This window comes from Paenibacillus sp. FSL L8-0436 (genome assembly GCF_038593025.1).
In the GTDB taxonomy this organism is placed as follows: domain Bacteria; phylum Bacillota; class Bacilli; order Paenibacillales; family Paenibacillaceae; genus Paenibacillus_AQ.
The window spans coordinates 5,464,363-5,489,637 of record NZ_CP151955.1 but is presented as its reverse complement, the minus strand read 5'-3'; the positions used below and the strand labels follow the sequence as shown (position 1 = coordinate 5,489,637).

Genomic DNA, 25,275 nt, shown 5'->3' with positions numbered 1-25,275 from the left:
ACTCCCCTTCCAAAATAGTCTCATATAATAATATGCGTTAAATTTTGTTATGCTTAATTAAAATGCCTAAACGGTCTGCAAAATATATTCAAGAAAAGGCAGGAAGGATGTGTGCATCTTGTAGGGGGGGGGCGAGTGGACGCGTTCAGCTAATGGTAATGCATCGTCCGATCGCGTTTTTATGAATTATTTTTATGTTTATACCCAATGATATAGGGATTTATACGAATTTGTTGGCCAATTTTGATTTCATTTGTAGTGATTCCCAATTTCCACAGACAAAACACTAGAGAACACTGATCTCGTTCGCTTCCAGTAGCGATTTCGTTCCACCAAAGTTCATTCAATTGGTTTATTTTTTCCGTGTTTTTTCTAATAATAAATCCACTCTCAAATAATCCATAATCACGAGGAAATCCTTCATTTAGATACTTTATTTTTACACGGTCCGCAATTTCGGTGCTTACTTTGTTGACTTTTAAACAGTGTTCTAATTCTTGATAGGTGCAGTTTCGTCTTGGATGCTTGTATAAGGCAATATCTTGGCCCTCTAGACATTCCACTATCATCTCATAAATATCTTTTGCTTTTAATTTAAAATTTGCATCCAAATAAATGCTTAGGTCATGTTCTGGTAGAAATTTATGAGATAACAATTTGGTTAAACGAGCCATTTTTCTTGGGCTTTCAAATTGTTTTTCCAATACTTTAATCGTCCAATTTTCAGACTTTATGCTCGGGTCATCCGTAAACAGAATATAATCCACACTTTTATCTATATATAAGGGTTCTTTAACGGAATCATGATTACCAAATAATGAAGTATAAACAACTACCTTCATAGTATGCCCTCCTCGAGTCTATTGGCGAATGATCGCTTAAGATAACTACGTACCACATAATGTCCAAAAGAGGATGGGACGGGTTGTCCGAAAATAGCTGGAGTAGTTGTCCAGGACCGTAAACCCGTCAAGGCCACGAAGCGTTCATTTAGCCTTGACGGGTGTTTTCAAATAGAAGAAATCGGCAGCCACCCATTGGACTGCTTAATCCTCGAGAGTCCTCACATATTTTTCTATTATGTTGCTAATATATTTGTGATCCACGTTATCATAACAAGGAAGAGTTACGGTATTTTTTTCAAGATATTTTGCAATTGGCTGAACACTATTATACTTGTTCTTATAATAAGTTGTATTGCTCAGGCAATACGTTCCTATTGTGGATTCAATTCCATTTTCCGTTAAATAAGCGATTAAATGATCTCTATTCATCCCTTCGGGAACCATAAAAACGAGGGATTGAATATTATGAATCACATTGTCCAGCGAATTTTGCCTTTTAAAACCTAAAAGATGGAGTCTCTTTTTATACTCGTCAGCTATACTGTTCCTACTTTTCACAATTGATTCTAATTTATTTAATTGTTTTATTCCCATTGCTGCTTGAAGCTCCGATAGTCTGTAATTATATCCATAATTAATGAAGTCAGCCATTCCCTCTCGGACAATCGCTCCATGGTTTAATTTAACACTCATAATTTCCGCGATTTCTTTCTTATTGGTTGTAATCACTCCTCCTTCGCCAGTCGTAAGCAATTTCCGGGGATGAAAACTAAAACAGGTAAGATCTGCGATTTTACCTACGTTGACTCCATTTTCACTGCTCCCGATGGCACAAGCAGCATCTTCAATCAACGGTATTTGATGTTTTTCACATATCCCTTTTATTTTAGATATTCCGCTTGGGTTTCCGAACGCATCCACGAATATGACTGCTTTTGTTTTTTTGGTTATTTTCCTTTCTAGTTCTTCCGAGTTCATATTGAAAGTATCCTGATCCACATCCGCAAAGATTGGCATCGCTCCGATATCCTCTACAACATTTACGGTTGCCGGAAAAGAAAAGTCGGATACGATCACCTCGTCTCCCAATCCTATTCCGAGTGATTTTAAGCACATTGTCAATGCTGTAGTCGCAGAGGTGGTCAGGAAGGCATGATCGACTCCTAAATAAGTTTTTATTTCCTGTAAGAATTTGTTTACATATTCTCCTTTGGTAAAAGTTCCTGATTCAAATATTCTTTTGAAATCTTCTTCAACTTCTTGAAAGGTAATATAAGGTTTTATTAATTTTATCATTTAAGAACATTCCTCTTGTTATATATTTCTTTATACCATCGCACCGTTTTTAATAACCCTTCATCAAAATCCACTAAATTAAAATCAATCATCGACTTGATCTTTTGATTGCCTGCATGATGACAGGCTACATCTGCCGGTCGACAATCTTTATATAAAATTGGACCTTTATAATTGAGGATTTTTGATATTTTTAAGATAATTTCTTTAATTGCAATGTGATTACCGGCTGCAATATTTACACAATCTCCACGTTTAATCACATCATAAACCTTGATTATAGAATCGATTGTATCTACTACATAAATATAGTCTCTACTTTGTAGACCGGTTCCATGGATTTCCGGAGGATCACCATTTAACAATTTCATAATCGTTGCAGGAATCACTCCTGATAGAGGGCCTTCATAATTTTGCCTAGGACCATAATTATTAAAGGGTCTTACGATAAACGCATCCAGACCGAACATGTTAACATAACTGTGTAACATGGTGTCAGCAGCGGCCTTGCCTGCAGCATAGGCCGTAGTTGGAAGTATCGGATGCTGTTCATCCATCGGCTCATATTGTGCGCTGCCATAAACCTCAGATGATGAAAAGTGACAGAGTGTTTTAAATGCTCCTTTTCTCTGTAACTCAAGCAGATTATTTAAAACGATCACATTTGTCATATAGGCATTCGATGGATTGATAAAGGAATAATTCAATGCCTTAGTGGCACAGTTGAAAACAATATCAATCTTATGTTTTTCAATTATATATTCCAGAGAGCCATTTAATTCGGCATCATCTACATATAAGACCATTCCCTTGGACAATGCGTCTGATAAGTTTTCTCTGTTTCCTAAAAACATATTGTCAACAACTATGACTTGTTTCGCTTCATTCATCATTAATTGTTCTACCAAGTGACTCCCTATAAATCCCGCACCGCCGGTAACTAATATTGTGCTATTTTTTATTTTAGGCCTCATAGTCCACCTCCACTTGTTACTTGTTCCCCTCGATGTATGCTCTAATCATCTGTGCGACTTCCAAGGCTTGGGTTGCTTCTTCAGGTCCTACAATGGAACATTGCTTCATTCGAATGGATTGCACAAAATGAGCGATTTCAGCAAAAAGGGGTTCAGTGTTGGGAACGATGATCTTTTCAACTATACTTTCTTGTCGGTAGGATAGATTTTTTTCTATAACAGAATCCACTTTTTGATAGATAAATAACTCTTTGGTCATATAGTCAGATTTGATCAACCGATCTCTTTCGGTGATCGTCAACGTCCTTACTTTTTCCTGAGATAAGCGGTTGGCTACCAGATTTGCTATGACCCCATTTTTGAAAGTAAGCACAGCATTAGCCACATCCATCTGCCCAGATTCCGTCAGGCTATAACCTACCGCAGAAAGGCTTTGAATCGGACTTCCGACCAAACTTAAGACAATATCAATGTCATGGATCATAAGGTCAAAAATAACATCTATGTCAATCACTCGGTTGAGGGCCCCTAATCGCCTCGTTTCAATGGAAATCATTTTGGGGCGATTAATAATTTTGTTTAGCTGTTGAATTACCGGATTGAATCTTTCCACATGCCCTACCTGAACAATGACATTCTTAGCCTTGATTAATGGTTTAATTTGTTCCGCCTCTTTCATCGAACTGACGAATGGTTTCTCAACCAAAACATGTTTTCCTTCCTGCAATGCCTGTTGGATGAAAGTGAAATGTAAACTGGTTGGAACAGAAATGATTACTGCATCCACTTTTTTTAATAATTCACTAAATGACGAAAAAGGACAAACATCGTACTCCTTAGCTATTTTCAGGCACCGTTTCATATCGTTATCATAAACACCAACAAAATGGACATTTTTCATCTTATCCAGGGTTCGGCAATGATTCATGCCCATAATTCCGACTCCGGCTACCCCAATATTAATTAATTCCATTACTATCACCCTTAAATTCTTTAATTGAGGATATTACATAATCTTGTTCGTATTCTTTTAACGTTGGATAAAGCGGCAGGGCCAGGATTTTTTCCGAAACCTTTTCTGCTATTGGAAAGTCTCCTTTTTGATAATGGAGTCCATGGAAGGCAGGTTGAAGATGAAGGGGTAGGGGATAATAGATGCCTGTAGCAATTTTTCTATGGTTTAGGTATGAGGCTAATTCGTCGCGGTTGTCTGTTTCAATGCTGTATTGGTGAAAGACGTGTTCCCGATTCTTCACCGTAATAGGGGTTTTAACCAAACCTATCAACTTTTCTGAGTAGCGGTTCGCAATTTCTCTCCTTTTTTGATTCCAATCATCTAGTCTCTTCAATTTCACTTCTAATATGGCTGCTTGGATTTCATCTAACCGACTGTTTAAACCGATATCAGAATGTACATATTTTTTTTCGCTTCCATGATTTCTCAATACTTTAATTTTTTCATATAAATCCTTATCACTCGTTACTACCATACCTCCATCTCCATATGTTCCAAGATTTTTGGAAGGGAAAAACGAAAAACAACCTGTATCACCAAATGATCCTACTTTTTCCCCATTAAAAGTGGCTCCGATGGATTGGCATGCATCCTCAATAACCTTTAAACGATATTTTTTCGCTATTTCCATAATCTTTTCCATATCTGCCGATTGTCCAAAAAGGTGTACAACCATAATTGCTTTCGTTTTTTTTGTTATCGCTTGTTCAATCAAAGCGGGGTTCATATTATACGTTATGGGATCAATATCGACGAAAACAGGCTTTGCCCCGACACGAGCAATAACCTCTGCTGTGGCAAAGAAGGTAAAGGGGGGAGTAATGACTTCATCTCCATCCCCAATAGACATGGCTTCCAATGAAAGAAGGAGTGCATCTGTCCCATTCGCAACCCCAATGCCATAAGAGGTCCCTACGTATTCGGATAACAATTTTTCAATTTGCTTTCCTTTATTCCCTAGAACATAGGATCCACTTTCCAGAACTTCATGAACTGACTTCTGTATCTCATCCTTTACACTCTCGTATTCCGCCTTCAAATCCAATTGAGGTATCATTTGTTTTCATTCCTTTACAAGGTATTTTTATCCGGTACTTTTCTTGCTGGGTTTCCTACAACTGTCTCAAAATCCGGCACATTTTTTGTCACAACGGCCCCTGCACCAACCACAGTATTCTTACCTATAATGATGGCAGGTAACAATGATGCATTATTCCCTATTTTTGCTCCTTCCTTAATATAAGGACCTCTCAATGTAAATTCTTTTGCTCCCATATATTTATCATTGGACATGGAAACGCATGGACCAATGAAGACGTGATCTTCAATCGTAGTATCTGCCGTAACATAAGCTAAGGTTTGGATGGTGCAATGCGAACCAATTGATGTATTTAATTCAACCATGGCACCTCGACCTATGACAGTATTCGCTCCAATCCGTACTTTTTCACGGATACTTGCTTGATCCCCAATGAATGCTTCTTCAGAGATTATAGTTCCCGTGTAAATCGAAACATGATTTCCTATTTTGACATTAGATTTGATCTCAAGTGGAGGTAAAGTAGTCTCCGTTTTTCGCATATTTGCATTTCCACCGGGATAAACTCCGATAATACAGTGAGATCCTATCGTTACGTTATCCCCAATTCGGGTATTTCCCAAAATAGCCGTATGATGCCCGATAGAAACGTTTTTTCCTAATACGACACCCTCCTGAATTACGACCAGTTCACCTATATTTGCATTCTCTCTAAATCTATCAATCATTTGCATCCCCTCTTTTTGGTATCAAATTAGAAAAAATTGTAACTCCACTTTCTTATATCAATTGTGAGTACCTAAGATACCCTTAATCATATTTACTAACTCTAAGGCACGTACCGTCGCTGAATGTTTTGTATGAACCATTCTATAACCTTCATTTGCAATCTTTACCCGTTCTTGATCATGTGTTAAATAGAACTCAATCTTTTCCAAAAAATTCTTTTCATTAATAGAGGCAAAGTGTACATCCGGTATAAATCCTATATCCTCTAGCTCTTTTAAGGGTGGCGCAAGTAAAAGAGTGTTGCAAGCCGGAACTTCAAAATACTTTGCTAATGGATAATGGAAGGTTGAATCACATGTTAAAAATAATTTTGCTCGATTAATTTCCTTAGCATATTTTTCTCCTATAATAATATTTTTCCTGGTTTCATCCTGGTTTTCGTAACCAGGGTGTGGATGATAAACAAAAAAAGGCTTATCTATTAAAGCATCATACATGATTTTTCTTAACGGATAATACCTCCTTGCTACCCCCATCATTAAACAATCGATGTCTTTAGGTAACCCATAATCTTTAAAGACCTCTTCATTGGCAAAGTGAGGCAGCCACCTCATTATTTGGAGATATTTGGGATACCTATTTATAAAGTAATCTCGACAAAGTGTGAAAATATATGGAACATGATTCTGCTCAATAAAAAGGATACGTTCTTGCACGAGTCGATGAAGATCATACATGAAAACACCGAATGGGATATTAAGAGAGGAGAGTCCGGTGATGATGGGAGAACGATTGTCAACCGGATCATTGATCAATATAAAATCCGGCCTAAACCTGATATGATTCAGGATATTTTGAATATCCCCTGGCTCACTCCATAGCACTAAATCGATTACCTTAGACAATGCCTGAGAGAGATAATATGGATGTCTTTCCGTCTTTTTGGAAAAATCACGGCTAATATATAATATCTTGAGTTTTTCCATAAGTTACTCCTTTCAAATTAGTCAATACAATCAACTTATGAAAAATCCATCTACAAGTTTCAAAATTATATTATGCATTGGATGTTTAACATTCCATAGACATGAATGGAATTTCCGATTAAACACATTTTTAATATCTCATACATTAATATAACTAATCGACTTTCAAGGAGTGTGTAATAATGACAATCAGACCAATTGTTATCTTAGGTACAGGTGGAAACTGTATTGATATTTTGGATACAATAAATGACATTAATGCTATTCAATTAAAATATGAATGTGTCGGATTTCTTGATGATAACCCAGATCATTGGGGACAAAGGATTGCAGGGTTACCCATTCTTGGCCCGCTTCCCACTGCCAAAGATCTTCCTCCATCGCATTTTATTGTGAACGGTATAGGAAGTCCTCGAAATTTTTGGGAAAAAGAATCTATTATAGCAAAGACGAAAGTCGGTATCGAAAAATTCGAAACTATTATTCATCCTACTGCCCATATATCAAAAATGTCTGATATTGGTCGGGGGACGGTTATTTTCCAGAATGTCACGATTACATCAAATGTTAAAATTGGTGATCATGTAATCATCCTTCCAAATACAGTGATAAGTCACGATGATATTATCGGCGATTACTCCTGTATTGCTGGTGGAGTTTGTATTTCCGGTGTTGTTGCAATTGGTAAATCATGCTATATAGGAACAAATAGCTCAATAAAACAAAATGTATCAATAGGTGATTTTTCACTTGTTGGGATGAATAGTGCCGTTTTGCGTGATGTTCCGAAAAACAATGTAGTTGTTGGTAACCCAGCAAAATTTTTAAGATATACCCGCTGATGTGGCCGGGGGGGGGATACAATCAGTAGCCTTTTCTTTCAAATTAAGTGACAATGATTAAATTTGAGACATAAGTTAATTGAGGATGTGAGTGGAAAATCTACTCGCGCAAATCCTAGGAACGAAAAGATCCAGAGCTTGGGGAGAACTGACTGAAAATCTAAGAACGAGTGAGTAAACAAGAGCACTTATTATTTTATAGTGGGAGGAAAGGGTGGGATATAATTTTGTTAAAAATAGTTAGCGTAATTGACCAGATCGGTTCAAATATAGATTATTTAGCTAATGGTTTATTGCCCTATATGGATCGCTATGATTACCAAGTTTTCGATGTACATCCTACAACCCCAAGTACTTCTCAACTTATGCGATTCGAAAAATACGGTAAGGATGCAGACATTATTGATTTTCAACATCCTCATATTGCGCTTTTGCTATTAAACAGGTATTCCTGGCTTTCAGAAAAGAAAAAAATATTAACCAACCATATTCCTGATTATCTAAATAACAGTCAATATAGCATGTTTGATAAAGTAGTCTCTTCAAATAAAACGATGCAAAGAAGAATACCGGGCAGCGTATTTATTTCTTTAACAGTGGATACTAATTTCTGGACTTTTAATGACAAGTGGACGAATAATAAAAATTTGATTATGGTTACCGATGAAATAAAGCAAGAAAAGGGAGTTTTTGAAGTAGCAGTTGCATGCCGTAACCTTGGGCTAAACCTTTTATTGGTTGGTCGAAAATCGGATGAAAGCTATTTAACTAAAGTGTTAGAAACTGGACGTGTTACTTACCGACAAGAGGTGAGTAAGGAAGAACTTCAACAATTGTATTATCAATCTACCTTATTCGTTTGTAACTCGGATGAAAGTGAGATTGGACCTGTTTCAATATTAGAGGCCATGATCTCTGGGGTGCCAATTCTTTCCCGTTTAGTCGGACATGTGCCAGAACTTAACAAAAAGAATAGTATGCGATTATTAGAGTCTCCATTAAATGATGTCGCTTCATTGACAAATGCTATTGAGAATCTTCTGAGCAACGAGCAAGAGCTCTTAGTTATGCGCGAGAGAGCTTGGCAAATTGGCTCAAAACAAGCAGACGAACGCAGAGCATACAATTATCAAAAGCTTTACAGTTCCCTTTTTCCTGGAACCCCAGTCTCTGTAATTGTAACAATTTATGAATATCATCATACAATACTTAATTGTTTACAATCTATTGCTGCCCAAGATTATGTTAATAAAGAGTTAATTATCTGTGATGACAATCCGAATAGTGAAAATCAGTCAGTAATAGAGGAATTTGCACGTTCAGTCTCTTTTCCAGTTGTATATCGAAACACATCCCGAAAGGAAAATGATTATGGGCTAGCTAGAGCTCGTAATGTAGGGATAATAGAGGCAAGTGGTGATATTTTAGTATTTTGCGATCAGCGTATAAGTATGCATTCCAATGCTATTAGTGAATTTGTCAAAAATCTAATGCCTAAAAAATGGTTATTTGGTACAAAAGGAAGAATAAAAGGATTTGTTGAGAACTTCTCTTGTGTTTACCGAAATGATCTAATAAGAGCTGGCATGTTCTGTGAGCGTGTTGATGAATATGGTGGGGCAACACAAGAAATATTTAAACGCACTTATTCACAGGGGTTTAAGCATGAACTAATTCCAACTGCTAATTCAACTTTTATTGTTGAATCATTAAGTCTTTCAAAAAGACGTCCAGAAATTATTAAAATGCGAAATCGCTTATATAGAATGAACTTTTAGCCTTTAAAAGGGAGAAAAAAATAGAGGGAGAGGTGAGATTATTGGAGAGTGGTAATTTAAACAGATCACATACTATAGATGTAATAGTCTGTGTATATAACGCGTTGGAGTATGTCAAATTGTGCTTAGAATCCTTGATAGCAAAAAAAACCATTCCATTCAATTTAATCATTGTGGATAGTGGGAGTGAAAAAGAAACAAAAGACTATTTAGCTTCTTTCGCAAGGAAATATGATTGTAAATTAAAAACTAATAACTCAAAGACTGATTACACAATTGCATCAAATCAAGGACTGAAATTGTTTACATCAAAATATTGTGTGTTATTAAATAGTGACACAATTGTATCTATTCATTGGTTAGAAAAACTGATGGATTGTATGGAATCTGAAAGCAGTACAGGGATTGTTGGACCTTTATCAAATTCGGCCAGCTATCAGTCAGTACCTAAGGATGTTAATGGAAATGGAGGCACGGTAAACGAATTGAAAAAATTAGGAGGTAAAGAGCTAACCATTGAACAAATGGCATATTTTATAGAACAACAATCAAAAAGAATATTTCCAGTTGTTAATCAAGTGAATGGGTTTTGTTATATGATTAACCGTTCCGTCATTGAAAAAATAGGTGATCAGGATGAAATAAACTTTCCTTGCTATGGGGGAGAGGATGATTATTGTATTCGGGCAGTCAATGCAGGGTTTAAACTAAAGGTTGCCGATGATTGCTATATTTATCATTATAAATCCAAAAGTTATAATACTGAAGAAAAAAACGAGAAAAGGAAAAATGCAGGGAGACTTCTACGGGAAAAACATACACCAACAATTGTTAAACATCATTACACTGAAATAAAAAATAACATTGAACTTGCAAGAATAAGGGAAGAAATTGATCTAGCGCTAATTAATAGCAGTTGTATGTATGATTACAATAGGGCTATTTTGCTTTTCTGCTCTGACCTGGAAAAAAATAGAAACCTTGAAACGATGATAAAAGAAACAAAAAGAATGTATAGAGATAATATACTTCTAAAATTGGCTGTACCTTTTCATTTTAAAGAATATCTTACAAAAATATATCCACATCAAGCGGTTCATTTTATATTTTACGAAAATAAAAGTGAATTGATTCGAATTAGTCAGCATTTTGATACCGTAATTGCCGCTGATTTAAAAGCTAATGATACTTTACGGCAAATTGCAGCAAATTATGACCATATTAAAGATGTTTATTATACCGTAGAAAAACATTGAATTTTTAGAAATCCTTGATGTTGCTTGCTACAAGATTGCCTCCTTCAAAAATAATGATATCCCTTTATTAAGAAAAGTCGCATCCAAAGGAAAGCCGATGATTATTTCAACAGGGATGGCTTCGCTTGGTGAAATTGAAAATTTAGTAAAAACAATTACGGATGCAGGCTGCAATGATTTCATTTTATTGAAATGCACGAGCAGTTATCCAGCTTCACCCGAAACCTCAAATCTTCAAACAACCCTTGGTATAACGGGGTAAACTGGAGTATCCATGAATAAGACAGTCCTGTTATTTGAAAAAACGTAAAAAGACAGCAGGGCAGCGATTCTCCCGTTACTGGAGAATCGCTGCCCGCGTTGTTGTCTTCTTAATAGACATCCCGCGCGTACCGCTTGGATAACGACATTTCTTTTACATAATTAATTGCTTCATCCGCAGTCATACCACCGTGCTGCTGGATCACCCTCTTCAGTGCGGCATCTACTTCTTTGGCCATTTGCCGGGCATCTCCGCATACATAGAAGTGTGCGCCTTCCTGAAGCCAGGCCCATAGCTCGGCTCCATGCTCAAGGATGCGGTGCTGTACATAGATTTTGTCAGCCTGATCACGCGAAAAGGCTGTATCCAGCCGATGCAGGAAACCTTCCGTCTGAAGAACTTCAAGCTCATCGTAGAAATAAAAATCACTGTCTTCCCGCTGTTCCCCGAAGATCAGCCAATTTCTTCCCTTGGCTCCAGACGCTTTACGCTCTTGCAGGAAACCCCGGAACGGAGCAATGCCTGTGCCCGGACCGACCATAATCATCGGGGCCTCGGGATTTGCCGGCGGACGGAAATGGGCATTCTTTTGAATGAAAATAGGAATGTCTGTATCCTCAGTAGCGAGGTCGGCGAGAAATGTGGAGCATACTCCCTTGCGGGCGCTGCCGTTGTTCTCGTAGCGAACGGTGGAAACTGTTATATGAACCTCGTTCGGATTTGCTTTCGGACTGGAAGAAATCGAATAGAGGCGAGGCTGCAAAGGCTTGAGCTGTTCCAGAAGTTCCTGTGCGCTCAGGGAAACCGGAAATTCCTGCAGCACATCGATCAGTTGACGACCCCACAGCCATTGCTTGAGGTCCGCCAGGTTCTCACTTTCCAGGAGCTTGCTTAACCGGGCATCCTGAGTGCGGTCCCGGATGAACCGGAGCATGTCCGGAGTAACGCGGGCAATCTCAAAATGACGGAGCAGTGCTTCGGTCACCAGCAGTTCTCCCTGGCCTTTGACCATTACCGGAGTCGTAGGTTCAATGCCCAGTGTGTGCAGCAGATTGCGGGCCAAATCAGGACAATTGGCAGGCCATACGCCCAGAGCATCGCCTGCTTCGAACTGTACTCCGGCAGACGTAAGGTCGAAGGCGTAATGGCGGGTTTCTTTTTCAGATCCGGCCTTGTTCAGATTCTGCTTGAACAGCAGCCGTGAAGGTACCGGGTGGTTCCGGTGATATCCGCGTGGTTCCGAACTTGAGGTAACCGGGACGGATACGTCAACCGGAGTGGACGAGTTACCGCTTGCTGCGGCAGGTACACTGGGCTTCGGGCTGCCTGTAAATCCGCTCAACAATACTGAGATATCATTCGTCCATGCATCCGCCTGCTCCTGAAAGTCCGTATCGCAATGGGCGCAGTCAAGCAGCCGCTGTGCGCCAAGCTCCTCCAGACGGGTATCCAGGTTCCGCCCGAAGCCGCAGAAGAGATCGTAATTGGAATCTCCGAAAGCGAGCACGGCATAATGCAGATCCTGTAGCAGTGGGACATTCTCTGATCTTAGGGATTGGAAGAAGCATTCTCCATTGTCAGGAGGATAGCCGGCTCCGAAGGTGCTGGCGATGAACAGGACAAACCGGTTCTTGGCCAGATCGCTCACGGAATATTGATTCATATTTACGAGCTGCACATCATAACCGGCTTGCTGTAACTTCTTGGCACAGTCGATGGCTGCACCCTCCGCATTTCCGGTCTGTGAGGCCCATAGGACGGTTACCGGAAGGCTGGTTGTCGTGGTGCTCTCCGGGAACGGGGCAACCTCCGAAGGGGCTGGATCCGATGATGGTTCGGGTCTTGAGTCAGCTTCCGCCCCGGGGAGGGGAGTGCGGGAGAACATGCCCGCCAGCAGGCCATCTACAAAGAAGCGGGTTGGCGGCTCAAAAGGCGCAGCGGGCGGCAGCACCGGAATGCCGGAAGCGGACCGGCCGGCCTCGGTGCGTAGGCTAGTGAGGAAGCCGGACAGATAAGCCTGTTCGTGGCTATCCAGAATCATGGCTCCGGGGGCTTCAATCCCAAGCATGCCCGCGAGCGTGTCGAGTTGCTTCATAGTTACGGCCTCCTTCGGACGGGCGGTCTCAGTGCTGGCTGGAGTTGAAGCCGGATTGCTGTCCGTAACCGGCGCATGTGGTTCCCCGGAAGGCTGGCCTGCAGCCTTGACCAGTGACACAGAACAAAATTTCAACTCGGGCTGTAAGGACAGGGGGTCGACGGTATCATTGGTAACTTCATTGACAGCCAGTTGTGATCCAAAGACATCATTCCAGTGAAAGGGGGCAAAACAGTTGCCGGGGCGCACGCGGTCTGAAAGAACCGCCGGGAGAATTGCCAGCCCCCGCCGCGATCGGAGTTCCACCGGATCTCGGTCTTTAATTCCCAGCACCTCAGCATCTTCCGGGTGAATTTCCACAAAGGGGCCCGGGTTCAATTTGTTAAGCTTGGGAACTTTGCCTGTTTTGGTCAGCGTATGCCATTGGTGCTGCAAGCGGCCGGAATTCAGCACAAAGGGATAATCGCTGTCTGGCATCTCTGCAGGCGGCATATACGGACGTGCCCAGAATACAGCTTTCCCGCTTTCTGTCGGGAACACGATATCCGGAGAACTGTCGCCGCCTTGACGGTTCAAATAACGGATCGGATTCCGGTCGTCCGGCTGATCCGGCGCACTAGGCCACTGCACAGGCGTTTCACGCAGCCGCGCATAGGTGGCCCCGCGCAGGTCATATCCTGTTTTTGGATTCCAGGCTTGCTGGATTTCCGCATAGACCTCTGCCGAAGAAGAGTAGGAAAAAGCTTCAGGATAACCCATTTCAGCGGCTACCCGGGCGATAAGCTGCCAGTCCGGCATGGCCTCTCCAGGCGGCTCGACGGCTTGCTGCATCAGGGTCAGGTTGCGCTCCGAATTAATCATCACCCCTTCACCTTCAGCCCATAAGGCTCCGGGCAGCAGAATATCCGCATACCGGTTGGTCTCCGTTTCCAGGAAGCTGTCTTGGGTAATGACCAGTTCAGCCGCTTCCAGGGCAGCGATGACCTTCTTGCGGTTGGGAACGGTAGCCACCGGATTGGTGCAGATGATCCAGCAGGCTTTGATTTTGCCTGAGATCATGCTTTCGAACATGGAAATGGTGCCGCCGCTGGTATCGGTTCGAAGTGTTCCATGGGGGATCTCCCACAGCTTTTCTATGAAGCTTCGGTCGGTTTCCGACAACAGAGAACGCTGGCCGGGCAAGCCTGGACCCATGTAGCCCATCTCCCGGCCGCCCATGGCATTGGGCTGTCCGGTGAGTGAGAAGGGGCCACTCCCCGGACGGCAGATGGCTCCTGTAGCAAGGTGCAGGTTGCAAATGGCATTCGTGTGCCAGGTGCCGTGGATGCTCTGGTTGAGACCCATGGTCCAGCAGGACAGCCACTCCGGCGCCTCGCCGATCCACTCGGCCGCCTGCCGGATATCCGCTTCCAGGATGCCGGTTATTTCGGAGACTTTATCCGGCGGATAGTCCTCCAGGAATTCCTCCATGCTCTCAAAACCAGAGGTGAAGCGGCCGATAAAGGCCGGGTCCGTATAGCCGCCTTTTACAAGCAGATGCAGCAGTCCGTTGAGCAGGGCGAGATCCGTTCCGGGTCTGATCTGCATGAACAAATCAGCCTTCTCCGCAGTTGCCGTCCGCCGGGGGTCAACGACAATCAGCTTGGCTCCGCTCTTCACCCGGTCCATCAGCCGGAGGAACAGAATCGGATGACAGTCGGCCATATTAGCGCCAATAACGAAGAATAAATCCGTTTGATCCATATCCTGATAAGAACCCGGAGGCCCATCTGCTCCCAGAGAGAGCTTGTAGCCATTGCCGGCACCTGCCATACACAGACGTGAATTGGACTCCATATTTGGCGTCCGGATGAAGCCCTTGGCCAGCTTATTAATCAGGTACTGGGCCTCCAGAGACATCTGGCCCGATACATAGATGGAGAGGGCTTCCGGTCCGTGTTCCTCCAGAATGCTGCGCAGCCGCTGCGCGGTATCGCGGATGGCTGCATTTATTTCCATTTTGACAGGTTCAGTCCCCCGGGACGGGCGGCTGTATGCATACTCCATCCGGCCGGATTCTGTGATCGCGGCTGCAGCAGTACTGCCTTTGGTGCACAGCCGGCCGAAATTGGCCGGATGCTCCTTATCTCCGGTGATTTTGACCACGCGGTTATCCGATACTTCGAGTATGATCCCGCAGCCAACTCCGCAGTAAGGACAGACGCTTTTGATTTTGCCAGTTGTCATGTGAGTTCACCGCCTCAAAGTTTTCTGCACAAGCTGGTTAGAAATTAACCCCGGATTCTGCCTTCGCCCAGGATTTTCTCCAGGATCTTGTTACCGCGTAAAAGATAAGGGTGGTAAGGAGCACAATGGAACCGACCAACAGAAATCCGGTGACCTGTGAGCCTGTGGACTGCTTCAGCGGGCCCAGGATATAGGTCGGCAGCAAATATCCGCCAAGACCTCCGGCAGCACCGACAATTCCGGTAATGACTCCGATCTCACTGGAGAAACGCTGGGGGATGATCTGAAAGACTGAGCCGTTACCCATCCCGAGGCAGGCCATCATTACGCTGGTATAGAGCAGCATCACCAGGAATGAACCCGGCATTGACGCTATGGCAAACGCACATGCTGAAATCACACTGTATAAAACAAGAAGGAGGCGCATGCCGCCAATCCGGTCCGCGATCCAGCCGCCTAAAGGCCGGAAGAAACTGCCCGCGATGACTGTGATGGTAACCAGGTATCCCACCTGAACTTTGGTTAGACCCCCGGAGTGTACGCCGTCGCCATACACATCATAGAAGAAAATGCTCGCATAGTTAGCGAACCCGACAAAGCCGCCGAAGGTAATGGCGTAGAACATCGAGAACCACCAGGTATCTGCATGCCTGAAGACGCTGAGGTAGTCTTTGAGCGGCTTTGACGCAGGGGCATTCGGGGCGTCTTTAGCCAATATGGCAAAAACAATCATAACGATCGCCAGAGGAATCAGCGCAATCCCGAACACACTGTGCCATCCGTAAGCCTGGGCGATCTGCGGTCCGAAAAAAGTGGCCAGCGCGGTTCCGCTGTTCCCTGCGCCGGCAATGCCCATCGCCAGCCCCTGATATTGCGGAGGGTACCAGCGGCTTGCAAGGGAAAGCGATACGGCGAAGCTTGCACCTGCAAAACCGAGCAGGAATCCGATCATATGGATCTGAAGCAGGCTGGTTCCGCCAAGCCAGCCCCACAGAAGAGGGATAATGGTGAGGAACATCCCGATTAGGCCCGCTTTTTTACTGCCAATGCGGTCAGCCAGTATGCCCATCGGAATCCGGAATATCGAGCCGCCGAGGATAGGGATGGCGACCATGGCTGCTTTTTGAGTATCCGATAATCCGAAGTCCTTGGTAATGTAGAGCGATAGAGCTCCGCACAGCACCCAAATCATAAAGCTTACGTCAAAATACAAAAAAGCTGAGAACAAACTCGGGGTATGACCCGCCTTGCGAAAACCTTTGGCTTCCATTGCTGACATCCTCCTTTTTGTGAACCCCAAGTAAGTGAATCGGCAAAAAAGGGCCGACTGACAGAACCCGCACTGCGGATTTTGTTAATCGGCCCCGTTGCCAATTGCAGCCACGTCATCGTGACTGACTTTATAAGTAGATGTAAGAATACCGGTGCAACAAGCCATCCTAGCCACAGCATTGTGGGGAGAAACCGTTGCGTCCTTCGTTGACACAATGTTGTGTCGTTGAAATCTTATATTGTCAATATAAATAGCCACACCGCAAATGTCAATAATAATAACATAAAATTTAAAATTTTTAATATTTATGCACTTTTAGAGCTTTTTTCGATTATATATGTTATGTATTCTAACGTAATTATGCTGATTTTGGTAAGTGGACTTCAGGTGATTGGCAATGGGGATAAATTGAACTACAGCTCTGTTTTTTCAAGAGATTCAGGTGTTGCAAAAATGCATTTTACTCAACATGGGAAAAATATTTTATTTTTTTCTTGATATTTATAAAATATCTTAAAATGCATTCTGCACGAATTGGTATAATTCGCCGAATATGAAAGGTCGCCTCCAGGTTGTTTTTATATCTTTTAAACAAGATGAATGAAATAGTGTGGTTATTTTGCGACTGTTACATCCTATCCGAATAAGAAAAAATTAGAGTTGAATTTCACCTGTCTATTCCAAAAGGCTTTTAATCATTAAAGAAAAAATGCGCTTAAAAAGAGTGTGTTCAAAAGAGTGAGTCGCAAAAAATCTACAGAAAAAAGCCTTGATTTAAAGCTATTTTGGGCCTGTTGACCCGTTCTTTTTTCTGTAATACGATGACATTGCGAAATATTTCACAACAGATTTGAGGCATGCGAAGCAATAGTTTTATTTTTTAATCAGAAAAGTGAAAATATTCACATATGAGGGAGCAGATTAAATGACAAAAGTAATTTCAGCCGCAAAAGCAGCGGAACTAATTAAAGATGGAGATACAGTTGCAGCCAGCGGGTTTGGATTATCATGCTGGGCAGAAGAGATGGGAATAGCCATTGAAGATCGTTTCGTGCAAACAGGACTACCGAAGAATTTGACTGTAATGCATGCGAGTGCAGTCGGCAACCGCCGGGACAAAGGAATGAGCCACTTAGGCCATGAGGGATTAATTAAACGATGGATTGGTGGAATTGCAATTGCTTCTCCCGGGATGGCTAAGCTCATCGAAGAAGACAAATGTGAAGCGTACAATTTGCCCCAAGGTGTAATTACTCAGCTATACCGGGAAATTGCAGCTAAACGTCCTGGTGTGATTACCAAAGTAGGCATGGAGACGTTTGTAGATCCTCGGGTCGAAGGCGGAAAAATGTCCCCGTCTACGAAGGAAGACATAGTGAAGGTTATTGAATTAGAGGGCGAAGAGTGGTTATTCTATAAATCCTTCCCTATTAATATCGGCTTGATCCGCGGAACCGTGGCTGATGAGAATGGCAATTTGACTCTTGAAAAAGAAGGCCTGCATATGGAGGTTCTGCCTATCGCCCAGGCTGTCCGCAACTCGGGAGGTATAGTTATCGCCCAGGTAGAGACGGTCGCAAAGTGTGGCACTCTTAATCCTAAGGATGTTAAAGTACCAGGGATTTTAGTAGATTATATTGTTGTTTCTAAACCGGAAAATCATTACCAGACAGAAAACACTCATTATAATCCGGCATTCTCCGGTCATGTAAAAGTACCTACAGAGTCTATTGAATCCCTACTGCTGGATGAGCGCAAAATCATCTCCCGCCGAACTGCAGTAGAGCTTCAACCGAATACGATCTTGAATCTTGGGGTTGGAATTCCGGTTAATGTTGCAAACATAGCAGCAGAAGAGGGAGTAAGCGACCAACTGATTTTGACAACAGAGGCGGGTTCGATTGGTGGTGTTCCCGCAGGTCTGAAAGACTTCGGTCATGCTTATAACTCTGAGGCTATTGTAGATCATGACTCGCAGTTCGATTTCTATGATGGTGGCGGAATCGATTTATCTGTCCTTGGTTTGGCTCAAACAGACGAGTTCGGGAACGTAAATGTCAGCAAATTTGGAACTCGTGTAACTGGATGCGGCGGGTTTATTAATATCTCTCAAGCTGCCAAAAAGCTTGTGTTCGCAGGTACATTTACTGCTGGCGGGCTAGAGGTCAAGGCTGAAGATGGAAAATTGCAAATACTCCAAGAGGGAAAAGTGAAAAAGTTCATTAAGAAGGTGCAACAAATCACGTTCAGCGGTTCATATGCCGCCAAAGTTGGGCAACCCGTTGTATATGTTACTGAGCGCGCAGTATTCGAGCTGCAGGATGGAAAAGTTACATTAACTGAAATAGCACCAGGTGTTGACTTGCAGACTCATATTCTGGATCAAATGGAATTTGAGCCGGCGATCTCACCAAATCTTAAAGAAATGGATCAAGCCATGTTCCAGGAAAACTGGGGAAAATTGAAGTCTATTATTGCCGCGAAAAATCGGATTTAATAAACCATAAAAAGGGATGATGTCATGAATGTAAAGTTGAATCGTTGGAGGATATTAATTGCATCAACGATCATTAATATCTGTGTAGGTGCAATATACGCATTCAGTATTTTTGCACTGCCGTTAACCAAAGTATTTAATGTTACGATGCCGGATATTATGATGGCTTTTACTATTAATGCCGCTATATCTCCAATTCCAATGATCCTGGGAGGGAAATTGGTGGATAAAGGGGGGGCCAAGAAGGCTATATTCATTGGTGGAGCAATGTTTGGGCTTGGATTTATTCTTTCCGGATTGGCAACCGCTCCTTGGATGCTGTATATCACATACGGTGTAATTACCGGAATAGGTCAGGGAATTGTGTATTCAGCTACAATTGGGAACAGTGTTAAGCTGTTCCCGGATAAAAGAGGATTAGCTGCCGGAATTGTTACAGCGGGATATGGGGGCGGATCCATCGTTATAGCACCTATAGCTAACGCGTTAATTAGCGGCAATGGTGTCCAGCCAGCACTGATAATGCTCGGGGCCGCCTTCTTAGTAGTCATTCTAAGCCTTGCTCTACTCGTTAAAGCATCCCCGGCCGGTTATATTCCTGAGGGCTGGACGCCTCCGGCTGCTGCAGCTTCTAAGGGTGGAGTTAATATAGAGTGGCGCGAAATGATAAAGAAGCCATTATTCTATGTGATTGCCTGCCTGTTCTTAATCGGTGCCTTGTCAGGAATGATGGTAACAGCTAATGCTTCTGTAATCGGTCAGAAGATGTTTGGACTTTCAGCCGCAGCCGCAGCACTATATGTAAGTTTATACTCTCTCAGTAACTGCATTGGTCGTGTATTCTGGGGCGCTGTCTCCGATAAAATTGGGCGGGTAAAATGTCTGCTCATTATCTATCTGGTCATTGCGGGCATGATGTTGACTATAGCATTATCTACAACAATAGCCGGATTTGCGGTAGCCATCGTAGGAATTGGCTTATGCTTTGGCGGAACCATGGGAATATTCCCTTCTATTGTTGGCGAGAAATTTGGGATGAAATATTACGGTGTGAACTATGGTGTAACTTTTATCGGTTATTCAGGAGCAGCATTCTTCGGACCGAGAATTGCCGGTAAGGTTGCAGCAGCTAATGACGGAATGTTCACGAATGCTTTTTACATCGCTCTGGTTATCTCCTTGGTTGGTTTTGCCTTAACCTTTGTTTTCAAAGCAATGGAAAAACAACAGCCAAAACCAGAAGCCACTAAAGCTGCTTAAGATACTTAGTTATATTAACGATCAAAAACGATCAAAAAAATGGAGGTTTATAAGAATGTCGATTACAAAATTATTAGGTATTAAATATCCGATATTTCAAGGTGGTATGGCTCAAATTGCCGTTTCTCCTTTAGTAGGTGCTGTTTCTAATGCGGGAGGACTAGGCATTATTGGTTCAGGCGGATTTACTGCTGATCGTCTTCGTGACGAGATTCGTAAGGCAAAAGAAAGCACCAATAAACCCTTCGCTGTAAATTTGATGTTGATGATGAACAATATCCCTGAACTTATTCAAGTCATTATAGAAGAAAATGTGAAGATTGTTACCACTGGTGCAGGCACGCCCGCTCCATACATGAAGACTCTCAAAGAAAATGGCATTATCGTAATTCCGGTAGTCCCTTCTGTAAAAATCGCTAAGAAAATGGAAGCATTAGGTGTTGATGCGATTGTTGCTGAGGGAACAGAAGCAGGCGGACATGTTGGTGAAACAACGACCATGGCTCTTCTGCCTCAAGTAGTTAGTGCGGTTTCCATTCCGGTTATTGGAGCCGGCGGGATTGCGGATGGCCGTGGAGTAGCAGCTGCATTTGCGCTCGGAGCACAGGGCGTTCAGGTTGGAACCCGGTTCCTGGCTACAGTGGAATGCCCTACTCACGAGAACTTCAAACAAGCAGTAATTACCGCAGATGATACGAGCACAACGGTTACTGGCCGCAGCCTGGGTGGTCCTGTTAGAAGTATTAAGAATAGTATGATTGCTGAATTCCTTAGACTTGAAAATGAAAAGGCTTCTCGTGAAGAGTTAGAGAAATTAAGTTTGGGATCTTTGCGCAGAGCCGTATTCGAAGGAGATACGGATACTGGCTCTGTAATGGCAGGACAAATTTGTGGGATGGTTAATGAGATTACCACGGTTGAAGAGATGATTACCACTATGTTTGAAGAGGCTCAAGAAATCCTTGAGAAGCTGGGGAAATTATCAATTGTTGGTGCATAATTAAAGTGTGATATATATTAGCCAAGTGGTATCATTTACGTAATGATATCGTTTGGCTTTTTTTTCTGAATATGAAGTAAGCGTTAATACAACTGTATAGGACTGATAAATTTGACGAAAAGAAATAAAAAATCAGGTAAACGTACGATAGACGAAATTATTGGAGAATTGCCTTCTACTTTATTTGTCACCGACCCAAACGGAAATATATTAATTTCCAATGAATTTACCGCTTTAACCATTGGAGTTCAATTAGAGGATCTGCTAAAGGCCAACGTCCAGGATTTGGTGAAAGCAGGTTATTATGGTCATTCCATTACGATGGAAGCCATTCAAAGTAAACAAAAAGTATCTAAAAATATCATTACGTCAAGAGGGTTTCATATATTCTCGACAGCTATTCCTATTTTGGATAAGGATGGGGAGGTACAGCTGGTAGTCACCACTTCAAATGAATTCAAACAGGAGCATACCTATTATGAAGCTAATGTACCTGTTACCCAGCAAATCAGCAAGCAATTAGGAGAAGCTGCAGCGGGAAAAGGGAAAGGTATTGTTGCCGAAAGTTTGGCAATGAAACAAATTATTAAAGTCTGTAACCAAATAGCATCCTACGACAGTAAAGTGTTAATATATGGTGAATCCGGAACGGGTAAAGAGGTTATAGCGAAATATATTCATCTAAAGAGTGAAAAGTGGAAGGGTCCCTTCATTGCGATTAACTGCGCAGCTATTGCTCCGGCTGGATTTGAATATGAATTGTTTGGATACGAAAAAGGAGTCTTTGAAGGGCAGGCGGAAGTGAAGAAGGGCATGATCGAAATTGCCAATGATGGGGTTCTATTTCTGGATGAAATTGCTGATTTGCCGCTCGAGATGCAAGCCAAATTATTGCGGGTTCTTGAGAATCAGGAAGTAAGACGAGTCGGCGGCATCACTAATATACCGATCAATTGTCGTGTTATATCAGCTACTAGTCGGGATCTGTGGAGTATGGTAAAAAAAGGTCTGTTCCGGGAAGATTTATATTATCGGATTAATGTGATCCCGATTCATATTCCTCCGCTTCGCAACCGCAAACTAGACCTTGTAGGATTAATCTCCAGTTTTATAGCCAGCTTCAATCAAATGTACGGTAAGAAATATGTCTTAAGTGCTGAAGAGTTTGATAAGATGCTTAGTCAGCCTTGGCATGGGAATGCGAGAGAGTTAAGGAATTATATCGAAAGACTTGTGGTTACGGAATACATGGGAATTAGCCAACAGGAAGAGGATAATGTTGCGGATTGGTATTCAATAGACCACTTCATAGAAAAAAATAAACATCAGCTGTCTACTCTGAAAGACTTCACTGCAGTAGCAGAGGGGCGTTATATAAAAAAAGTACTGAAAGATTGTTATGGGAACGGAACAGAAGCGGCCAAGAAATTAAGTGTGGACAGATCGGTTATTTACAGAAAGCTAAAGAAAATGGAAGAAGTGCTGGCCCCCAAAACCTTATAACTGGGCAAGCTGTCCTGAATGGAAAGCTATTAAAACTTTAATTCTGGTAATCATAAAATCAAAGGTTTCAGCTCAATTGGGCTGAAGCTTTTTTTTGTTCCAGGGGCAGATTGTCCACGCATGAACTGATGCGGTGAAACAAATATGATCTTATATTCATCTTAGTGGAGCTAGAATTTAATGAACCCGTATCCATAAAATTCCGTAATAACCGCTATACCTATTATTTTAATGGAAATGGAGTGAAGTGAATGAATTTGTCAATGTTGCGTAGCGGTCCCGCTTTTTGGACGAGGACTGTGCTTGCCGCTACCCTGATTCTGACTACGATGGCCCCGATGGTGCATGCGTCTGCCGTTTCCCCCGCGTCTCCTCCTCCGGCATCTGCTACCGGGCAAGCCAAGCCGCTGACGACAGAGAATGCTGCGGCGTTCCTCAAGCAATTCTTCAGTATGAAAGAAGTGAAAGCGCAGCTTGCCGGTGCGGTTGTCATCGTGGTCAAGGATGGCAAGACGGTGATTGAAGAAGGTTTCGGCTATGCGGACAAGGCCGGTAAAACGGAGGTAGACCCTGATGAAACGGTCTTCCGCATGGCCTCGGTATCCAAAACCTTCACCGCCGCTGCCGCTATGCAGCTGGTAGAGCAAGGGGAAATTGATTTGAAAGCGGATTTTCAGACCTATACAGGACCGATTGAATTCGAGAATCCCTTCGGGGTTCCGGTAACGGTGGAGGATCTGCTGACCCATACCACTGGGTTCCGGATTCAGGACCCCCAGCCGGAAGATATCAATGATGATTTCGGGACAAAGGTATCGATTGAGGATTATGTGCTGCAGCACATGCCGCCGGTTGTCCGAGAGCCGGGCACTTCTTACATGTATGACAACTTCGCTTCACTGTTGCTCGGTCTGGTAGTGGAGAAGGCCAGCCGCGAGTCCTATGAGGATTATATGGAGAAGCATGTATTTGCACCGCTGAATATGGATAAAAGCGGCTTCCTGCTGGAAGGCAAGCTGAAGGAAGATCTCGCTACGGCCTATGATGCCGGAGGCAAGGCGCTTGACTTGTATACAGTAACTCCAACCGTCATGCCCCATGGAGGCATGTTGTCCACCGCCGATGATATCGGCAAGTTCATGACTGCTTTTCTGAATGGGGGTGTGGCGGGAAATAAGCGCATTCTGGCTGAAAGTACAGTAGATGCCATGAAGGAATATCGCTCCTCCATCCATCCGTTGTTGCCGAATACCACCTACGGCTTCGAAGCGCCCATGCAGCTTCCCGGTGCCGGCAGCAGCTCCAAGATTATCACCAAGGCAGGCGATTTAATCGGCTTCAGCTCTTATATGTTCCTGATTCCGGAACAGAATACCGGGGTTTTTATTGCCTATAATCAGCAAAGCGTGCTGCGGGAGCTGTTTTACCCGGCGTTTATCCAGGCGTTTTTCCCGCAATATGCCGCACCAGCGAAGCTGGGAACCTTCCAGCCGCTTAGCGCCGAAGCCCTGGATGCGTTCACCGGCTACTATGCGGATCTCCGTCTCAAGAGCTTGGTCTCCACGGTTGCTGTAAAAGATGGTGCGCTTAGCATTAGCGATGCATTGCTGGGCACCCGCCAGCTGCGTCAGGTGGACGATAATTTGTTCATTGATGAGCTTACCAAGAAATTTACTGGCTTTGAAATGACTTCGGGCGGGCAAGGCGCCTATCTGAAAGAACCGTACCTCAATCCTTACAGCTATGAGCAAAAAGGGCCGGATGGTGTCGGTTATGCCGATGTCACCGCGAGCCATCCGTATGCGGCCCCGGTTATGATGCTGCAGTCGCTGGGATATCTGCCGAATGATGCGGCGCTCAGCTTTCAGCCTGAGGCGGGAACTACGCGTGCCGAGTATGTGCGCTTGATGCTGGAGAGCAGCAATATAAAAGAGAGCAAGACAGAGAAGCTGGCATTCCCTGATCTGCAGGGTCATCCTGATGCCGCTTATGTACAGATGGCCGTTGAACTCGGAATGGTTCAAGGAACGCCAGGGGGAGAGTTCCAGCCTGACCGGGTCATTTCCCGCCAGGAGGCGGCAGTAATGGTGTGGAAACTGCTCAGCGCACAGTACCCGGATGAGCTGTTCAAAGATGTGAAGCTGGCCGGCAAAACGGATAAATGGGCGGTTCCGGCGGTGAGGATGGCCGTGGCTTTGGGACTGTACGGACCTGACATCAAGGCTGATGCCAAGGGGGCTGTTGATTTCAAGTCCAGAGATGCGCTGAGCAAAAAGGAGAATGCTGCAATTCTGTATGCTCTGTTCACGAATCCGATCAATCAGATCGTTGCCGGACTGACGGAGAAGTCCGGGGAAGCGGGCAACTGAGAGGGCGTACAGCGACAGGAGTTCATATAT

Annotated in this window: 17 protein-coding genes and 1 pseudogene; 9 read left to right on the top strand and 9 right to left on the bottom strand. The window is 43.3% G+C overall.

Going from position 1 to position 25,275, the window contains the following annotated elements; translation table 11 throughout:
* Positions 1–179 precede the first annotated feature (179 nt).
* From NSS79_RS25175 to NSS79_RS25145, 7 genes are all read right to left on the bottom strand, one after another.
* Positions 180–842, bottom strand: a complete 663-nt coding sequence (locus NSS79_RS25175) for a glycosyltransferase domain-containing protein (RefSeq protein ID WP_342436611.1) — start codon at positions 840–842, stop codon at positions 180–182.
* Between the two features lie 204 nt (positions 843–1,046).
* Positions 1,047–2,141, bottom strand: a complete 1,095-nt coding sequence (locus NSS79_RS25170) for a DegT/DnrJ/EryC1/StrS family aminotransferase (RefSeq protein ID WP_342436610.1) — start codon at positions 2,139–2,141, stop codon at positions 1,047–1,049.
* Positions 2,138–3,115: an NAD-dependent epimerase/dehydratase family protein gene (locus tag NSS79_RS25165; protein WP_342436609.1), complete on the bottom strand. Its 978-nt coding sequence runs from the start codon at positions 3,113–3,115 to the stop codon at positions 2,138–2,140. The genes NSS79_RS25170 and NSS79_RS25165 overlap by 4 nt, the downstream gene beginning before the upstream one ends.
* Before the next feature lie 16 nt (positions 3,116–3,131).
* Complete coding sequence (locus tag NSS79_RS25160) at positions 3,132–4,088, bottom strand: Gfo/Idh/MocA family oxidoreductase (protein WP_342436608.1); 957 nt, start codon at positions 4,086–4,088, stop codon at positions 3,132–3,134.
* Complete coding sequence (locus NSS79_RS25155) at positions 4,075–5,187, bottom strand: DegT/DnrJ/EryC1/StrS family aminotransferase (protein ID WP_342436607.1); 1,113 nt, start codon at positions 5,185–5,187, stop codon at positions 4,075–4,077. The genes NSS79_RS25160 and NSS79_RS25155 overlap by 14 nt, the downstream gene beginning before the upstream one ends.
* A gap of 14 nt (positions 5,188–5,201) precedes the next feature.
* On the bottom strand, positions 5,202–5,897 hold the full coding sequence (locus tag NSS79_RS25150; protein WP_342436606.1) for an acyltransferase: 696 nt from the start codon (positions 5,895–5,897) through the stop codon (positions 5,202–5,204).
* A 57-nt stretch (positions 5,898–5,954) separates the two neighbouring features.
* Positions 5,955–6,884, bottom strand: coding sequence for a glycosyltransferase (locus NSS79_RS25145; RefSeq protein ID WP_342436605.1), 930 nt, complete (start codon positions 6,882–6,884; stop codon positions 5,955–5,957).
* A 182-nt stretch (positions 6,885–7,066) separates the two neighbouring features.
* Here NSS79_RS25145 and NSS79_RS25140 point away from each other — a divergent pair, with 182 nt between their 5' ends.
* From NSS79_RS25140 to NSS79_RS25125, 4 genes and pseudogenes are all read left to right on the top strand, one after another.
* Positions 7,067–7,726, top strand: a complete 660-nt coding sequence (locus NSS79_RS25140; protein WP_341095236.1) for an acetyltransferase — start codon at positions 7,067–7,069, stop codon at positions 7,724–7,726.
* 227 nt (positions 7,727–7,953) lie between these two features.
* The gene (locus NSS79_RS25135; RefSeq protein WP_342436604.1) at positions 7,954–9,504 is read left to right on the top strand and encodes a glycosyltransferase; all 1,551 of its coding nucleotides are present in this window, start codon (positions 7,954–7,956) and stop codon (positions 9,502–9,504) included.
* 32 nt (positions 9,505–9,536) lie between these two features.
* Complete coding sequence (locus NSS79_RS25130; RefSeq protein ID WP_342436603.1) at positions 9,537–10,760, top strand: glycosyltransferase; 1,224 nt, start codon at positions 9,537–9,539, stop codon at positions 10,758–10,760.
* Positions 10,756–11,001: pseudogene (locus NSS79_RS25125) on the top strand (N-acetylneuraminate synthase family protein); the annotation flags it as partial. The gene NSS79_RS25130 and the pseudogene NSS79_RS25125, both read left to right, overlap by 5 nt.
* A 130-nt stretch (positions 11,002–11,131) precedes the next feature.
* Here NSS79_RS25125 and NSS79_RS25120 read toward each other — a convergent pair.
* Positions 11,132–15,343, bottom strand: a complete 4,212-nt coding sequence (locus tag NSS79_RS25120) for a sulfite reductase subunit alpha (RefSeq protein ID WP_342436602.1) — start codon at positions 15,341–15,343, stop codon at positions 11,132–11,134.
* 37 nt (positions 15,344–15,380) lie between these two features.
* The gene (locus NSS79_RS25115; protein ID WP_342436601.1) at positions 15,381–16,613 is read right to left on the bottom strand and encodes a nitrate/nitrite transporter; all 1,233 of its coding nucleotides are present in this window, start codon (positions 16,611–16,613) and stop codon (positions 15,381–15,383) included.
* Positions 16,614–17,541: 928 nt separating this feature from the next.
* Between NSS79_RS25115 and NSS79_RS25110 the strand changes: the two genes are divergently transcribed.
* From NSS79_RS25110 to NSS79_RS25090, 5 genes are all read left to right on the top strand, one after another.
* Positions 17,542–19,113 (top strand): acyl CoA:acetate/3-ketoacid CoA transferase, encoded by a 1,572-nt coding sequence (locus NSS79_RS25110; protein ID WP_342436600.1) that lies wholly within the window; start codon positions 17,542–17,544, stop codon positions 19,111–19,113.
* Between the two features lie 24 nt (positions 19,114–19,137).
* On the top strand, positions 19,138–20,373 hold the full coding sequence (locus tag NSS79_RS25105) for an OFA family MFS transporter (protein WP_342436599.1): 1,236 nt from the start codon (positions 19,138–19,140) through the stop codon (positions 20,371–20,373).
* Positions 20,374–20,428: 55 nt separating this feature from the next.
* Positions 20,429–21,373, top strand: coding sequence for a DUF561 domain-containing protein (locus NSS79_RS25100; protein ID WP_342436598.1), 945 nt, complete (start codon positions 20,429–20,431; stop codon positions 21,371–21,373).
* A 111-nt stretch (positions 21,374–21,484) separates the two neighbouring features.
* Positions 21,485–22,876, top strand: a complete 1,392-nt coding sequence (locus NSS79_RS25095) for a sigma 54-interacting transcriptional regulator (RefSeq protein WP_342436597.1) — start codon at positions 21,485–21,487, stop codon at positions 22,874–22,876.
* A gap of 251 nt (positions 22,877–23,127) precedes the next feature.
* Positions 23,128–25,245, top strand: a complete 2,118-nt coding sequence (locus NSS79_RS25090) for a serine hydrolase (protein ID WP_342436596.1) — start codon at positions 23,128–23,130, stop codon at positions 25,243–25,245.
* Positions 25,246–25,275: the final 30 nt, after the last annotated feature.

Excerpts from the sequence above, each read along its gene's own strand:
- NSS79_RS25090 (WP_342436596.1), top strand. The coding sequence starts at position 23,128 with ATGAATTTGTCAATGTTGCGTAGCGGTCCCGCTTTTTGGACGAGGACT.
- NSS79_RS25170 (WP_342436610.1), bottom strand. The coding sequence starts at position 2,141 with ATGATAAAATTAATAAAACCTTATATTACCTTTCAAGAAGTTGAAGAA.
- NSS79_RS25155 (WP_342436607.1), bottom strand. The coding sequence starts at position 5,187 with ATGATACCTCAATTGGATTTGAAGGCGGAATACGAGAGTGTAAAGGAT.
- NSS79_RS25145 (WP_342436605.1), bottom strand. The coding sequence starts at position 6,884 with ATGGAAAAACTCAAGATATTATATATTAGCCGTGATTTTTCCAAAAAG.
- NSS79_RS25105 (WP_342436599.1), top strand. The coding sequence starts at position 19,138 with ATGAATGTAAAGTTGAATCGTTGGAGGATATTAATTGCATCAACGATC.
- NSS79_RS25115 (WP_342436601.1), bottom strand. The coding sequence starts at position 16,613 with ATGGAAGCCAAAGGTTTTCGCAAGGCGGGTCATACCCCGAGTTTGTTC.
- NSS79_RS25140 (WP_341095236.1), top strand. The coding sequence starts at position 7,067 with ATGACAATCAGACCAATTGTTATCTTAGGTACAGGTGGAAACTGTATT.
- NSS79_RS25165 (WP_342436609.1), bottom strand. The coding sequence starts at position 3,115 with ATGAGGCCTAAAATAAAAAATAGCACAATATTAGTTACCGGCGGTGCG.
- NSS79_RS25150 (WP_342436606.1), bottom strand. The coding sequence starts at position 5,897 with ATGATTGATAGATTTAGAGAGAATGCAAATATAGGTGAACTGGTCGTA.
- NSS79_RS25175 (WP_342436611.1), bottom strand. The coding sequence starts at position 842 with ATGAAGGTAGTTGTTTATACTTCATTATTTGGTAATCATGATTCCGTT.
- NSS79_RS25120 (WP_342436602.1), bottom strand. The coding sequence starts at position 15,343 with ATGACAACTGGCAAAATCAAAAGCGTCTGTCCTTACTGCGGAGTTGGC.
- NSS79_RS25110 (WP_342436600.1), top strand. The coding sequence starts at position 17,542 with ATGACAAAAGTAATTTCAGCCGCAAAAGCAGCGGAACTAATTAAAGAT.
- NSS79_RS25100 (WP_342436598.1), top strand. The coding sequence starts at position 20,429 with ATGTCGATTACAAAATTATTAGGTATTAAATATCCGATATTTCAAGGT.
- NSS79_RS25160 (WP_342436608.1), bottom strand. The coding sequence starts at position 4,088 with ATGGAATTAATTAATATTGGGGTAGCCGGAGTCGGAATTATGGGCATG.